Annotated in this window: 1 protein-coding gene and 2 pseudogenes; all 3 read left to right on the forward strand. The window is 73.9% G+C overall.

Annotated features, from left to right (window positions below):
• Positions 1–35 precede the first annotated feature (35 nt).
• Positions 36–6,368: pseudogene (locus HNR22_RS00935) on the forward strand (type I polyketide synthase); the annotation flags it as partial.
• Between the two features lie 33 nt (positions 6,369–6,401).
• Positions 6,402–6,479: pseudogene (locus HNR22_RS31975) on the forward strand (polyketide synthase docking domain-containing protein); the annotation flags it as partial.
• Between the two features lie 33 nt (positions 6,480–6,512).
• Positions 6,513–15,773 carry a type I polyketide synthase gene (locus tag HNR22_RS00940; RefSeq protein WP_425488087.1) on the forward strand — a complete coding sequence of 3,087 codons (9,261 nt, stop codon included), beginning with the start codon at positions 6,513–6,515 and terminating at the stop codon, positions 15,771–15,773.
• The last annotated feature ends 13 nt before the right edge of the window (positions 15,774–15,786 follow it).

Here is a 15,786-nt window from a genome sequence, read left to right on the forward strand (position 1 = left end):
AACTGCAGCGCACCCGCGACCAGGTGCGCGACCTCGAAGCCGCGGACCGCGAGCCGATCGCGATCGTCGGGATGGCCTGCCGCTACCCGGGCGGGATCAGCACCCCGTCGGACCTCTGGCGGATCGTCGCCGACGGCGCCGACGTGGTCTCCGGGCTGCCCGACGACCGTGGCTGGGACCTGGCCGCCCTGGCCGGGGACCCGGACGACCGGGGCTCGTCGCACACCGCGCAGGGCGGGTTCGTCGACGCCGTCGCCGACTTCGACGCCGCGTTCTTCGGGATCAGCCCCCGCGAGGCCCTGGCGATGGACCCGCAGCAGCGGCTCCTGCTGGAGGTGTCGTGGGAGGCCATCGAGCGGGCCGGCATCGACCCGGCGTCGCTGTCCGGGTCGCGGACCGGCGTGTTCGCGGGCACCAACTCACACGACTACTCGACACTGCTGATGGGCGCCGCCGACGACGGCCTCGACGGCTACCTGGCCACCGGCAACGCGGCCAGCGTCGCGTCCGGGCGGGTCGCCTACACGCTGGGCCTGGAAGGGCCGGCGGTCACCGTCGACACCGCCTGCTCGTCGTCGCTGGTGGCACTGCACCTGGCCGCACAGGCACTGCGACGTGGTGAGTGCACCCTGGCGCTGGCCGGCGGCGCGGTCGTGATGGCCACCCCCGGCACGTTCGTCGAGTTCTCCCGCCAGGGCGGCCTCGCCGGTGACGGCCGGTGCAAGGCGTTCGCCGCCGCCGCCGACGGCACCGGCTGGGCCGAGGGCGCCGGCATGCTGCTGGTCGAGCGACTCTCCGACGCGGTCCGCAACAGGCACCGGGTGCTCGCCGTGGTCCGGGGCACCGCGGTCAACCAGGACGGCGCCTCGAACGGACTGACCGCGCCCAACGGGCCCGCCCAGGAACGGGTGATCCTCCAGGCACTCGCCGCCGCCGGGCTCTCCGCGGCCGACGTGGACATGGTGGAGGCGCACGGCACCGGCACCACCCTCGGTGACCCGATCGAGGCGCAGGCGCTGCTGGCGACCTACGGTCAGGAGCGGGCCGCCGACCAGCCACTGTGGCTCGGCTCGATCAAGTCGAACATGGGTCACGCGCAGGCCGCCGCCGGTGTCGCCGGCATCATCAAGGTCGTCCACGCCATGCGGCACGAGACGATGCCGCGCACCCTGCACGTCGACGAGCCGACGCCCGACGTGGACTGGTCGGCGGGTGCGGTGGAGCTGCTCGTGGACGCGCGGCCGTGGCCGGCGGGGGAGCGCCCGCGCCGGGCCGGGGTGTCGTCGTTCGGCATGTCCGGCACCAACGCCCACGTGATCATCGAAGAACCGCCCGCCGCGCCGGTCGTCGCGCCGGTAGAGGTGACGGGGTCGGGTGCGCCGTGGCTGCTGTCGGGGCGTACGGCGGCGGCGGTCGCTGATCAGGCCGCGCGGTTGTCGTCGGTGGCGGCCCACGCGTCGTCGGTGGCGTACTCGTTGTTGTCGTCCCGGTCGGTGTTCGACCACCGGGCGGTGGTGCTGGGTCCGGACGTTGCCGGTGGCGTGCAGGCGCTGGCGAATGGTGTCCCGTCGGGCTCGGTCGTCTCTGGCGCGGCGGTTCCCGATGCCGGTGTGGTGTTCGTGTTCCCTGGTCAGGGTTCGCAGTGGGTCGGCATGGCCACTGGGTTGTTGGATGCGGAGCCGGTGTTCGCGGCGCGGATCGCGGAGTGCGCGGCGGCCCTGGATCCGTTCGTGGACTGGAACCTCCTCGACGTGTTGCGCTCCGACGATCCGCTGGAGCGCGTCGACGTGGTGCAGCCGGTCCTGTGGGCGGTGCACGTGTCCCTGGCGGAGGTGTGGCGGGCCAGGGGTGTGACCCCGGATGCGGTGATCGGCCACTCCCAGGGGGAGATCGCTGCGGCCTGTGTGGCCGGAGTGCTGTCGCTCAGTGACGCGGCGAAGGTGGTCGCGTTGCGGAGCAGGGCGCTGCTGTCGATCGCGGGCAGTGGTGGGATGGTGTCGGTCAACGCTGGCCTGGACGTGGTCACCCCGTTGTTGACCGAGGGTGTGAGTGTCGCGGTGGTCAACGGGCCGACGAGCGTTGCCGTCGCCGGGGCTGACCTGGATCCGTTCCTGGCCGCCGCTGAGGCGGCCGGCGTGCGGGCGAAGCGGGTCAAGGTCGACTACGCCTCGCACTGCGCTCTGGTCGAACCGGTGGAGGCGGAGCTGGCCCGTGTCCTCGACGGTGTGCAGCCGCTGGCTGGCGAGGTACCCGTGTTCTCCACGGTGGAGGACGGCCGTGTGATGGATGCGGCCTACTGGTATCGCAATTTGCGCCAGCCGGTGCGCCTCGACCTGGCGGTCGCGGCGGCATACGCGGCGGGGCATCGGATCTTCGTTGAGGTCAGCGCCCACCCGGTGTTGACCGGCGCGATCGCCGACACCGCCGAGGTGGCCACGGTGGGCACGCTGCGTCGTGGTGAGGGCGGCCCCGAGCAGGTGGTCCGGTCGTTGGCCGAGGCATGGGTACGCGGAGCACCTGTCGACTGGCACACCGTCATCCCGGCGGCACCCGTCGTGGAACTACCCACGTACGCCTTTCAGACCCAGCGCTACTGGCCGCGCCCCAGCACCCGGGCGCACGGCGACGCCTCGGCCTTCGGCCTGGCCCCCGTCACCCACCCGGTCCTCGGTGCGGCCCTCGGACTCGCCGGCGCCGACGGCACGATCTTCGCCGGGCGGCTGTCCCTCGCCACGCACCCGTGGCTCGCCGACCATCGCGTCTCCGGCCGCCTGGTGGTCCCCGGCACCGCGCTGCTCGACCTGGCCATCCGGATCGGCGACCAGCTCGGCTGCGCGATCGTCGCCGACCTCACACTGGAACGGCCGCTGATCGTGCCCGACCAGGCCGGTCTGGCACTACAGGCGGTGGTCGACGCCGCCGGGGACGGCCCCGACCGGGCATTCACCCTCTACGCCCGGCCGGACACCGCCGACACCGAACAGCAGTGGACCCGGCACGCCACCGGTCTGCTCAGCATCACCCGACCGGAAGCCCCGGAACCTCTCCCGGTCTGGCCGCCCGCCGGCGCGCGAGCCGTGCCGGTGGACACCTTCTACCCGGACCTGGAAGCCCGTGGCTACGGCTACGGACCGGCGTTCCAGGGACTGCGGGCGATCTGGCGCTCCGACGACGACGTGTACGCCGAGGTCGCCCTGCCCCGGGGGACCGACGCCGACGCGTACGGGCTGCACCCGGCGCTGCTCGACGCGGCACTGCACCCGATCGGCCTGGCCCTCGGACCGGCCGGCCCGGAACAGGGCGGGCTGCTGCCGTTCTCCTGGACCGACGTCGACCTGAACGCGTCCGGTGCGGAGGTGCTGCGCGTCCGGCTGCGTCCGCTGGGCGCCGACACCGTCTCGGTGCTCGCCGCCGACCAGACCGGCAGCCCGGTCCTGTCGATCGCCTCGCTCGTGCTGCGCCCGATCGCCGCAGGCGCCCTGGAGGCGGCCGACGACCCGGCCCGGGACTCGCTGTTCCGTCTCGACTGGACCCCGCTGACTCTTCCCGCCGCGAGTGCTCCGGCCCTCGTCGCGATCCTCGGCACCGACGAGATCGGCGTGTCCGCTGCCCTCGCCGAGGCCGGGCACGACGTCGTGGCGTACGCCGATGTCGCCGGCGACGCGAGCCGGCGCCCCGACCTGGTCATCGCGCCCCTCGGCCCGGGCGGCACCGCCGGTGCCGTCGCCACGGCCGCGACCACCGCAACCCACTCCTTCCTCGCCCTGTTGCAGGACTGGCTCACCGGCCCGGACGCCCGACTCGTGGTGGTGACCCGCCATGCCGTCTCGACCGGCCCCGAAGACCCGATCGAGGACCTGGTGCACGCCCCGCTGTGGGGCCTGGTCCGCGCCGCGCAGGCGGAGAACCCGGACCGGCTCCAACTCGCCGACCTGGACGGCGATGCCGCCTCGGCGGCCGCGCTGGTCACCGCGACCGGCACCGGGGAGCCGCAGGTCGCGCTGCGGGGTGGCACCGCGCACGCGCTGCGGCTGGCCCGCGCCGCGACCAGCTCGGCCCTGGTCCTGCCGGACGGCGACGAGCCGTGGCGCCTCGACGTGCGGGAGCGGGGCACCTTCGACAACCTGGAGCTGCTGCCCTGCCCGGAGATCGGCTGGGACCTGCCGGACGGTCACGTGCGCGTCCGCATCCACGCGAGCGGCCTGAACTTCCGGGACGTGGTGCTGACCCTCGGCATGGTTCCGGACCAGCAGGTGCTCGGCAACGAGGCGGCCGGTGAGATCGTCGAGGTGGGGCCGGGTGTGAGCGGCTACGCCGTCGGTGACCGGGTGATGGGCCTCTTCTCCGGCTCGATGGCACCGATCGGCGTCACCGACCACCGGATGATCGCCAAGGTCCCCGACGACTGGTCGTACCCGGTCGCCGCCACCGTGCCGGTCGCGTTCCTCACCGCCTACTACGGGCTGGTCGACGCCGGCCACCTGCGCGCCGGGCAGTCGGTGCTGGTGCACGCCGCGACCGGCGGCGTCGGAATGGCCGCCGTCCAACTCGCCCGGCACTTCGGCGCCGACGTGTTCGGCACCGCCAGCCCCGGCAAGTGGGACGTGCTGCGCGCCAACGGCTTCGCCGACGACCGGATCGCCTCGTCGCGCAGCCTCGACTTCGAGCAGCGCATCCTCGCGGCGACCGACGGCCGCGGCGTCGACGTGGTCCTCGACTCCCTGGCCGGCGAGTTCATCGACGCGTCGCTGCGGCTGCTGCCCCGCGGCGGGCGGTTCGTCGAGATGGGCAAGACCGACATCCGCAACGCCGACACCGTGGCCGCCGAGCACCCCGGCGTCGGCTACCAGGCGTTCGACCTCATCGAGGCCGGCGGCGAGCGGATCCGCGAGATCTGGACCGACCTGATCGCACTCTTCGGGGCCGGGCACCTGCGCCCGATGCCGCTGCGCACCTGGGACCTGCGCCGCGCGCCGGAGGCGTTCCGCTTCCTCAGCCAGGCCCGGCACATCGGCAAGATCGCCCTCACAGTGCCACCCCGGCCGAACCCCGAGGGCACCGTGCTCATCACCGGCGGCACCGGCACGCTCGGCGCGCTGATGGCCCGGCACTTCGCCCGACAGGGCCGCCGGCACCTGCTGCTCACCAGCCGGCGCGGCCCGCAGGCACCCGGTGCCGCCGAGCTGTGCGCGGAACTCGCCGAGCTGGGCGCACAGGCCCGGGTCGTCGCCTGCGACACCGCCGACCGGGACGCGCTGGCCGGGCTGCTCGCCGGCATCCCGGCCGAGCACCCGCTCAGCACCGTGGTGCACGCGGCGGGTGTCCTCGCCGACGGTGTGGTCGGCTCGCTGACACCGGAGCGCCTGGACGAGGTGATGCGGCCCAAGGTGGACGCCGCCTGGCACCTGCACGAGCTGACCCGGACGGCGCCGGTCGCCGAGTTCGTGCTCTTCTCCGCCGGCGCCGGCACGTTCGGCGGCGCCGGGCAGGCCAACTACGCGGCGGCGAACACCTTCCTCGACGCCCTCGCCCAGCACCGGCGCGACCAGGGACTACCCGCGGTGGCGCTGGCCTGGGGCCTGTGGGCCGACGCCAGTGGGATGACCGGTCACCTGGACGCGACCGACCACGCCCGGATGGCCCGCGGAGGGATGGCCCCGCTCACCGCCGGCCAGGGACTCGCCCTGCTGGACGCGGCACTGCGCCACGACGAGGCGATCCTGGTCCCGGCGAACATCGACACCGGGATCCTGCGCGGGCAGGGCGGCGCCGTGGCGCCACTGCTGCGCGGCCTGGTGCGGGCCCCGGCCCGCCGGGCGGCGGCCGCCGCCGCCGAGACCGGCGACGACCTGGGCCGACGGCTGGCCGGGCTGGGCACGGCGGACCAGCAGCGGATCCTGCTCGATCTGGTACGCGGGCACGCCACGGTGGTCCTCGGCCGCCCCGCCTCGGAGCCGATCGAAGCCACCCGCGCCTTCAAGGAACTCGGCTTCGACTCGCTGACCGCCGTCGAGCTGCGTAACCGGCTCAACGGCGCGACCGGGCTGCGGCTGCCCGCCACGCTCGTCTTCGACTACCCGAACGCGCAGGCGCTCGCCGAGCACCTCGGCAAGGAACTCACCACCGGTGCCGAGCCGGACGGCAACGCCGTGCACGTCGCGTTCGACCGGCTGACCGGCGCCATCTCGGCGCTGGACGCCGAGGCGCTGGCCGGCACCGGCATCACGGCCCGGCTGCGGGAACTGCTCGCCGCCGTGGAACCGGCAGCGGCCGTGCCCGCTGCGGCGACGTCCGACGACGCCGACCTCGACGGCGCCTCCGCCGAGGACATCTTCGACCTGATCGACAACGAACTCGACTTTCCGTGATCCACCACTTCCGTCCTAGGGGAGGGCCGAACGATGGCCGATGAGCAGCAGCTTCTCGACTACCTCAAGAAGGTCACCGCTGATCTGCGGCGCACCAAGCGTCAGCTGCAGGCCGTCGAGTCACGCGACCAGGAGCCCATCGCGATCGTCGCGATGAGCTGCCGCTTCCCGGGCGGGGTGAACAGCCCGGAACAGCTGTGGCGGATGCTCGCCGACGGCCGGGACGGCATCACCGAGTTCCCCGCCGACCGGGGATGGAACGTGGAGGAGCTCTACGATCCCGATCCGGAGCACCGCGGCACCACGTACACCAGGCACGGCGGGTTCATCGACGAGGTCGGCGAGTTCGACGCCGCGTTCTTCGGGATCTCGCCGCGCGAGGCGCTCACCATGGACCCGCAGCAGCGACTGCTCCTCGAGTCGGCGTGGGAGACCTTCGAACGTGCCGGGATCGACCCGCTGTCGCTGCGCGGCACCAGCACCGGTGTCTACGCGGGCGTCACCATGCAGGACTACAGCGCCCGGGTGCTGATGAGCGCGCCGGACGCCATCGAGGGGCAGTTGCTCACCGGCAGCTCGACCAGCGTGGTGTCCGGGCGGATCGCGTACTCCCTCGGCCTGGAGGGGCCGGCCGTCACGATCGACACCGCCTGCTCGTCGTCGCTGGTCGCCGTGCACCTGGCGGCCCAGGCGCTGCGCCGCGACGAGTGTTCCCTGGCTCTCGCCGGTGGCGTTGCGATCATGTCGACGCCGACCCCGTTCGTCGAGTTCAGCCGGCAGCGTGGCCTGGCCCGCGACGGCCGTTGCAAGCCGTTCGCCGCGTCCGCCGACGGCACCGGCTGGGCCGAGGGCGTCGGCCTGGTGCTGCTGGAGAAGCTCTCCGACGCGCAGCGCCGGGGCCACCCGGTCATCGCGGTGGTCCGCGGCAGCGCCCTCAACCAGGACGGCGCGTCCAACGGACTCACCGCCCCCAACGGCCCCGCCCAGCAGCGCATGATCCGTCAGGCGCTCGCCGACGCGAAGCTGACCGCAGCCCAGGTCGACGTGGTCGAGACCCACGGCACCGGCACCACCCTCGGCGACCCGATCGAGGCGCAGGCCCTGATCGCCACCTACGGCAAGCAGCGCGCCGCCGAACGGCCCCTGCTGATCGGGTCGGTCAAGTCGAACATCGGCCACACCCAGGCCGCCGCCGGCATCGCCGGCATGATGAAGATGGCGCTGGCCATCCAGCACGGCGTGGTCCCGCCCACCCTGCACGTCGACGAGCCCACCCCGCAGGTCGACTGGTCGGCCGGCACTGTCGCGCTGGCCACCGAACGCCTGCCGTGGCCGGACACCGGGTTGCCCCGGCGCGGCGGTGTGTCGGCCTTCGGGGTCAGCGGCACCAACGCGCACGTGATCCTGGAGGAGGCCCCCGCTCCGGCGTCCGACCCGGTGACGCCGGCGCCGGCCGGAGGGGCCCTGCCCTGGGTGCTGTCCGGGCGTACCGAGGCGGCGTTGCGGGACCAGGCCTGCCGCCTCGCCACCCACCTGGACGCCTCCGGACCCGTCGATCCGGCGGACGTCGGCTTCTCCCTGGCCACCACCCGGGCCGCCCTGGAACACCGGGCTGTGCTGGTCGGCCGCGACCTGGCGAGCCTGCGCGAGCGCCTGGACGCGCTCGCCGACCAGGGGCCGGACACCGCGGACGCGTACGCCTCCCGGGGCGAGGCGACCGGCGCGGTGCTGGTCTTCCCCGGCCAGGGCTCCCAGTGGGTGGGGATGGCCGCCGAGCTGATGGACAACGCGCCGGTGTTCGCCGCGCGGATCGAGCAGTGCGCCGCGGCTCTGCGGCCGTACACCGAGTGGTCCCTGCTCGACGTGCTGCGCTCCACCGACCCGGCCGTGCTCAAGCGGGTCGACGTGGTGCAGCCCGCGCTCTGGGCGGTCATGGTCTCGCTCGCCGAGCTGTGGCGCTCGTACGGTGTCACCCCGGCCGCTGTCGTCGGCCACTCCCAGGGCGAGATCGCCGCCGCGGTCGTCGCCGGCGCACTGTCCCTGGAGGACGGCGCGAAGGTCGTCGCGTTGCGCAGCCAGGCCCTGTCGGCGCTGTCCGGGCTCGGCGGCATGGTCTCGGTCGCGGCCCCCGCCGAGGCGGTGCGTCGACGACTGGAGACCTACCCCGGTCGGATCAGCGTCGCCGCGGTCAACGGGCCGGCCTCGGTGGTCGTGGCCGGCGACGCGGACGCCCTCGACGAACTGCTCGCCGAGTGCGAGCGCGACGGCGTACGAGCCCGGCGGATCAACGTGGACTACGCCTCGCACTCCGCCCACGTGGAGCGGATCCGCGACGCCGTGCTGGCCGCCCTGGAAGGGCTCACGCCCGGCCCGGCGGCCATCCCGTTCTACTCCACTGTCACCGGCGAGCCGCTGGACACCACGACGCTGGACGGTGACTACTGGTTCCGCAACCTGCGCCAGCAGGTCCTCTTCGCGCAGACCGTGGAACGCCTGCGCGCCGACGGGCACACCGTCTTCATCGAGTGCAGCCCGCACCCCGTCCTGACCGGCGGGCTCACCGAACTGCTCGGCGGCACGGACGACGACGCCGCCGCGGTCATCGGCAGCCTGCGACGCGACGAGGGCGGCCTCGACCGCTTCACCCGGTCACTGGCCGAGGCCCACGTGCACGGCGTCCGACTGGACTGGCCGGCGGTGTTCCCCGGCGCGCGTACCGTCGCCCTGCCCACCTACCCGTTCCAGCACCAGCGCTTCTGGCTGGAGGTGGAGTTCGGTGCCGCCGACCCGGGCACCGGCACCGGCGGCGGCACCCCGGCCGAGGCCGGCTTCTGGTCTGCGGTGGACCGGGCCGACGTGGGCGCGCTCACCGCCACCCTCGGCGTGCCCGGTGACGTGGTCGAGCCGATCCTGCCCAGCCTCACCTCGTGGCACCGCGGCAGTCGCGACCAGGCGACAGTCGACTCCTGGCGATACCACATCGCGTGGCGTCCGCACCCGGGAGGCGCTGACGGCGCCCCCGCCGGCACCTGGCTGGTCCTGGTGCCCGCCGGGCGGCGCGACGACGACCGGGTCACCGCGGCCCTCGACGCCCTCGGACAGCACGCCGCCGGGGTCATCGCCGTCGAGGTCGACACCCGCACCGCCGACCGGGACTCGCTGGCCGACACCCTGCGCGGCGCGCAGCCCGGCGGCATCCTCTCCCTGCTCGCCCTGGACGAACAACCGCTGCCAGACCACCCGGACGTGCCGGCCGGCTTCGCCGCCACGGTCGCGCTCACCCAGGCACTCGGGATCGCCGACCTCGGTGCGCCCCTGTGGTGCGCCACCTCGGGCGCGGTGTCGGTCGGTCGTACCGACCCGGTCACCAACCCGGCCCAGGCCCTGGTCTGGGGCTTCGGGCGGGTCGCCGCGCTGGAGCACCCGGACCGGTGGGGTGGGCTCGTCGACCTCCCGGCCGAACTGGACGACCGCACCCGACGACTGCTCGCCACCGTTGTCTCCGGCGCCACCGGCGAGGACCAGGTGGCACTGCGCAGCAGCGGCGTCTTCGGTCGCCGGCTGGTCCGCGCACCGCTCGCCGAGACGGCCCCGACCCGCCGCTGGAACCCCGAGGGCACCGTCCTGATCACCGGGGGCACCGGCGCGCTGGGCGGCCACATCGCCCGCTGGCTGGCCCGCTCCGGAGCCGGGCACCTGCTGCTGCTCAGCCGCCGTGGACCGGACGCGCCGGGCGCCGCCGACCTCGCCGCCGAACTCACCGCACTGGGCACCACGGTCTCCGTGGTGGCCTGCGACGCCGGCGACCGGGACGCGCTGGCCCGGGTCCTCGCGGACGTGCCGGCCGAGCACCCGTTGACCGCCGTCGTGCACACCGCCGCCGCCATCGACGACACCGTCGTCGACGCCCTCGACGTCGACCGGATGTCGCGTGCCCTGCACGCCAAGATGACCGCCGCGACCAACCTGGACGAGCTGACCCGCGACCTGGACCTCGCCGTCTTCATGCTCTGCTCGTCGGTGGCCGGCACCCTGGCCAGCTCCGGCGTGGGCAACTACGCACCGGCCAACGCCTACCTCGACGCGCTCGCCCAGCAGCGTCGTGCCGCCGGACGGCACGCCCTCTCGGTGGCCTGGGGCGCCTGGGACGGCGGCGGACTCGCCGACGGCCGGTTCGGCGACCTGCTCGACCGGCACGGCATGCCCGGCATGCAACCGGCCCTCGCCATCGAGGCGCTGCGCGGCGCGGTCGACCACGACGAGACGTACCTGGCCATCGCCGACATCGCCTGGGAGCGGTACTTCGTCGCCTTCACCGCCACCCGGGCGGCCCCGCTGCTCGACGCGGTGCCCGAGGTGCGGGAACTGCTGTCGCGCACCGCGACGAGCGCGGCCGACGACCCGGCCGCGACACCCGCCAACGGGTACGCCCGGCAGCTCGCCGGCCAGTCCGAGGCGGACCAGCGGCGCACGCTGCTCGACCTGGTCCGCGCCCAGGTGGCCGCGGTGCTCAGCTACCCGTCGCCGGAGGCGGTCGAGCCGCGCCGCACCTTCCAGGAACTCGGCTTCGACTCGGTGACCGGTGTCGAGCTGCGCAACCGGCTGGCCCGCGCCACCGGCCTGCGCCTGCCGGCCACCATGGTCTTCGACCACCCGTCGCCGCACGCCCTGAGCGCCCGGCTGCGCGAACAGCTCCTGGACACCGACCCGGGGCCGGCCACCCCGGCCCCGACGACCCCGGTGGCGGTCGACGAGCCGATCGCCATCGTCGGCATGAGCTGCCGCTACCCGGGCGGCGTCGGCTCCCCGGAGGACCTGTGGCGGCTGGTCAGCGCGGACGGCGACGGCATGGGCGCGTTTCCTACGGATCGGGGCTGGGATTTAGGGGTGTTGTTCGATCCCGATCCCGACAACGCTGGGACCACATACACCCGGAATGGCGGGTTCCTCTACGACGTAGGTGAGTTCGATGCCGAATTCTTTGGTGTCAATCCGCGTGAGGCATTAGCGATGGATCCTCAGCAGCGGCTGTTGTTGGAAGCCTCGTGGGAGGCCGTCGAGCGCGCCGGAATCGACCCGGCGGCACTCGCCGGTTCGCGTACGGGCGTCTTCGCCGGCACCAACGGCTCCGACTACTCGGCCGTGCTGTTCGGCGCCTCCGACGGTCTGGAGGGCTACCTGGCCACCGGCAACGCCGGCGCGGTCCTGTCCGGCCGGGTGTCCTACGTCCTGGGCCTGGAGGGTCCGGCGGTCACCGTCGACACGGCCTGCTCGTCGTCGCTGGTGGCGCTGCATCTGGCTGCGCAGGCCCTGCGCAGCGGCGAGTGCGATCTCGCCCTGGCCGGTGGTGTGACAGTGATGGCCACCCCGTCGTTGTTCGTCGGTTTCTCCCGCCAGCGGGGCCTGGCCGCCGACGGGCGCTGCAAGGCCTTCGCGGGTGCCGCCGACGGCACCGGATTCTCCGAGGGCGTCGGAATGCTTCTCGTGGAGAGACTTTCCGACGCGCGCCGAAACGGTCACCGCGTACTCGCGGTGGTGCGCGGTTCGGCGGTCAATCAGGACGGTGCCTCGAATGGTCTGACCGCACCGAACGGGCCTTCCCAACAACGCGTCATCCGGGCCGCTCTCGCCAATTCCGGATTGTCCGCCGCGGATGTCGACGTGGTCGAGGCGCACGGCACCGGCACCCGGCTCGGCGACCCGATCGAGGCCCAGGCGCTGCTCGCCACCTACGGTCAGGAACGTCGCGCCGACCAGCCGCTGTGGCTCGGTTCGGTCAAGTCGAACATCGGGCACACCCAGGCCGCCGCCGGTGTCGCCGGCATCATCAAGATGGTCGAGGCGCTGCGCCACGGAACCCTGCCCCGGACCCTGCACGTGGACGAGCCGACGCCGCAGGTGGACTGGTCCGACGGCGCGGTGGAGCTGCTCACGTCGTCGCGACCCTGGACGGCGGGGGAGCGCCCGCGCCGCGCCGGTGTCTCGTCGTTCGGGGTGTCCGGCACCAACGCCCACGTGATCATCGAGGAGGCGCCGACTGCCACCGACGACCAGGTCGCCGCGCCGACGTCGGACGTGCCGTGGCTGCTGGCCGGGCGTACCGCCAAGGCCGTCGCCGACCAGGCACGGCAACTCGCCGCGCTGGACGCCCCGGCCGCCGAGGTGGCCTACTCGCTCGCCGCGACCCGGTCGGCGTTCAGCCAACGGGCCGTCGTCCTCGGTCCGGAACACTCCGCCGGTCTGGACGCGCTGGTCGACGGCCTGCCGTCGAGTTCGGTGATCTCCGCGTCGGCGTACGCCGACGCCGAGGTCGTCTTCGTCTTCCCCGGTCAGGGCTCGCAGTGGGTCGGCATGGCGGTGGGGCTGCTCGACGCCGAGCCGGTCTTCGCGGCCCGGATCGCCGAGTGCGCCGCAGCACTGGATCCGTACGTGGACTGGAACCTGCTGGACGTGCTGCGCTCGGACGACCCGTTGGAGCGCGTCGACGTGGTGCAGCCGGTGTTGTGGGCGGTGCACGTCGCGCTGGCCGAGGTCTGGCGGTCCAGGGGTGTCGTCCCGGACGCGGTGATCGGTCACTCGCAGGGTGAGATCGCGGCGGCCTGTGTCGCCGGGGTCCTCTCCCTCGCCGACGCCGCCAAGGTGGTCGCGTTGCGCAGCAGGGCGCTGCTGGCGGTCGCCGGCACGGGCGGCATGGTCTCGGTCAGCGCCGGTCTGGACGTGGTCACCCCGTTGCTTCCCGACGGCGTGAGCGTCGCGGCCGTCAATGGGCCGACCAGCGTGGTCGTCGCCGGGGTTCCGGAAAGCCTCGACGTCTTCCTGGCCGTCGCGGAGGCGGCCGGCGTACGCGCCAGGCGGGTCCGGGTCGACTACGCCTCGCACTGCGCCCTGGTCGAGCCGGTCGAGGCCGAGCTGGCCCGCCTGCTCGACGGTGTCACGCCGCTGGCCGGTGCGGTGCCGGTGTTCTCCTCCGTTCAGGACGGCGCCACGATGGACGCCGCCTACTGGTACCGCAACCTGCGCCAGCCGGTGCGACTGGACCTGGCCGTCGAGGCCGCGTACGCCGCCGGTCACCGGATCTTCATCGAGGTCAGCGCCCACCCCGTCCTCACCGGCGCGATCGCCGACACGGTGGACGCGGCCACCGTCGGCACGCTCCGCCGCGACGCCGGCGGCACCGACCAGGTCGTGCGGTCGTTGGCCGAGGCCTGGGTGCGGGGCGCTCCGGTCGACTGGAGCACCGTCATCCCGGCCACCCGGGTTGTCGACCTGCCCACCTACCCGTTCCAGCACCAGCGCTACTGGCCCACCGGAGGCGGCGCGATGAGCGCGGCCGACCCGGTGGACAGTGAGTTCTGGCAGGCCGTCGAGGACGGCGACCTCAGCCCGCTGGGCATCGCCGGCGACGGTGGCGACCTGCTGCCCGCGCTCGCCACCTGGCGGCGCGCCCGCAGGGAGAGGGACACCACCGACACCTGGCGCCACACCGTGGGCTGGACCCCGATCCCGGACGCCGACACACCGCCCCGGCTCGACGGCACCTGGCTGCTCGTCGTGCCGGACACCACCGACCAGCACCGGATCGCAACCGACTGCGCCGCCGCCCTGCGCGAGCACGGCGCGGAGGTCCTGGAGATCGCACCCGCCACCACCGAGCGTTCCGAGCTGGCCAGTCTGCTGAACCGGCTCTCCGACATCGACATCCCGCTCGCCGGCGTCCTGTCGCTGCTCGCGCTCGACCAACGTCCGGATCGAGAGAACCCGCAGATCACCACCGGGACGACCGCCACGCTGACGCTGCTGCAGACGCTCGGCGACATCGGTTCCCCGGCGAAACTGTGGTGCGTCACCCGTGGGGCGGTTGCCGTCGCCCCCGGCGAGGACGTGCCGCATCCGGCCCAGGCGATGCTCTGGGGCCTTGGACCCGTACTCGAGGCCGAGGACCCGCAGCGCTTCGGCGGGCTGATCGATCTGCCCGACACTCTCGACCCGGTGGCCGGAACCCGGCTCGCCGTCGCCCTTCGCGGCGAGCCGGGTTCAACCGGCGAGAACCAGGTGGCCATCCGGTCCGCGGGGGCGGTCGCCCGCCGCCTGCGACCGGCACCGCTCACCGCCCCGGCGCCGACGACCGGATGGGCACCGACCGGCACCACCCTGATCACCGGTGGCACCGGCGCGATCGGCGCGCACGTGGCCCGCTGGTTGGCCGGACGCGGCGCCGAGCACCTGGTGCTCACCAGCCGCCGAGGCCCGGACGCCCCCGGTGCCGGTGACCTACGCACCGAGTTGGAACAGCTCGGCGCCCGGGTGACCATCGCCGCCTGCGACGTCGCCGACCGCGACGCGGTACGCGGACTGCTCCACGACATCGACGACCTCACCGCGGTCTTCCACCTCGCCGGGACCCGCGACTCCGGCCTGCTGACCGGACTCACCGGTGCGCGTCTGGCCGCCGTCGCCGCCGGCCGGGCGACCGGCGCCCGTCACCTGCACGAGCTGACCCGCGATCACGACCTGACCGCGTTCGTGCTGTTCTCGGCGCTCGCCGGGACTCTCGGCAGCACCGGACAGGGCGCGTACGCCGCCACGAACGCGTACCTCGACGCCCTGGCCGACCGGCGCACCGCCGCCGGCCTGCCCGCCACCTCGATCGCCTGGAGCGGGTGGGCGCAGAGCGAGGCCACCGACGGCCCCGCGACCACCCCGCTGCCCACCCCGTCCGCCCTGACCGCGCTGGGTCAGGTCCTCGACCACGCCGACACCCGGATCGTGCTGGCCGACATCGCCTGGGACCGCTTCACCGAACAGCACCCGGCCGGCCCGCCACGCCTGGTCAGCGACCTGCCCGCGGTGCGTGCCGCGGTGGCCGCCGGCACCGCCGACCCGTCGGGCGCGCCGTGGCTGCGCCGGATCGACGGCCTGGACCCGGCCGAGCGGGACGCCGTCCTGCTCGATCTGGTCCGCGCCCAGGCGGCCTCGGTGCTCGGCCACCCGGACAGCACGGCGGTCGAGCCGGACCGGGCGTTCAAGGAACTGGGATTCGACTCGCTGACGGCGGTGCAGCTGCGCAACCAGATCAGCGTGGCGACCGGCGTCAAGCTTCCGGCGACGCTGGCCTTCGACCACCCCAACGCCCGGGCCCTCACCGCACACCTGGTGGGCCGGATCGTCGGTGACTCGGCTGCCGAGCTGCCGCTGCTGGCCGAGGTGGACCGGCTCGCCGGGCTGATCGCCGGGCGAACCCTCGACAAGGGCGCGCGGTCGCAGCTCACCGCGCGGCTCCAGACACTCCTGGCCGACCTGCACGGAACCACCGAACACAGCGGCGACACCGTCACCGAGAAGCTCCAGTCGGCCAGCGCCGACGAGATCTTCGACTTCATCGACACGCAACTTTCGGTGTCCTGACCGAACGATGCGC

Origin of the sequence: Micromonospora jinlongensis, assembly GCF_013410645.1 — a bacterium.
GTDB lineage: Bacteria > Actinomycetota > Actinomycetes > Mycobacteriales > Micromonosporaceae > Micromonospora > Micromonospora zamorensis.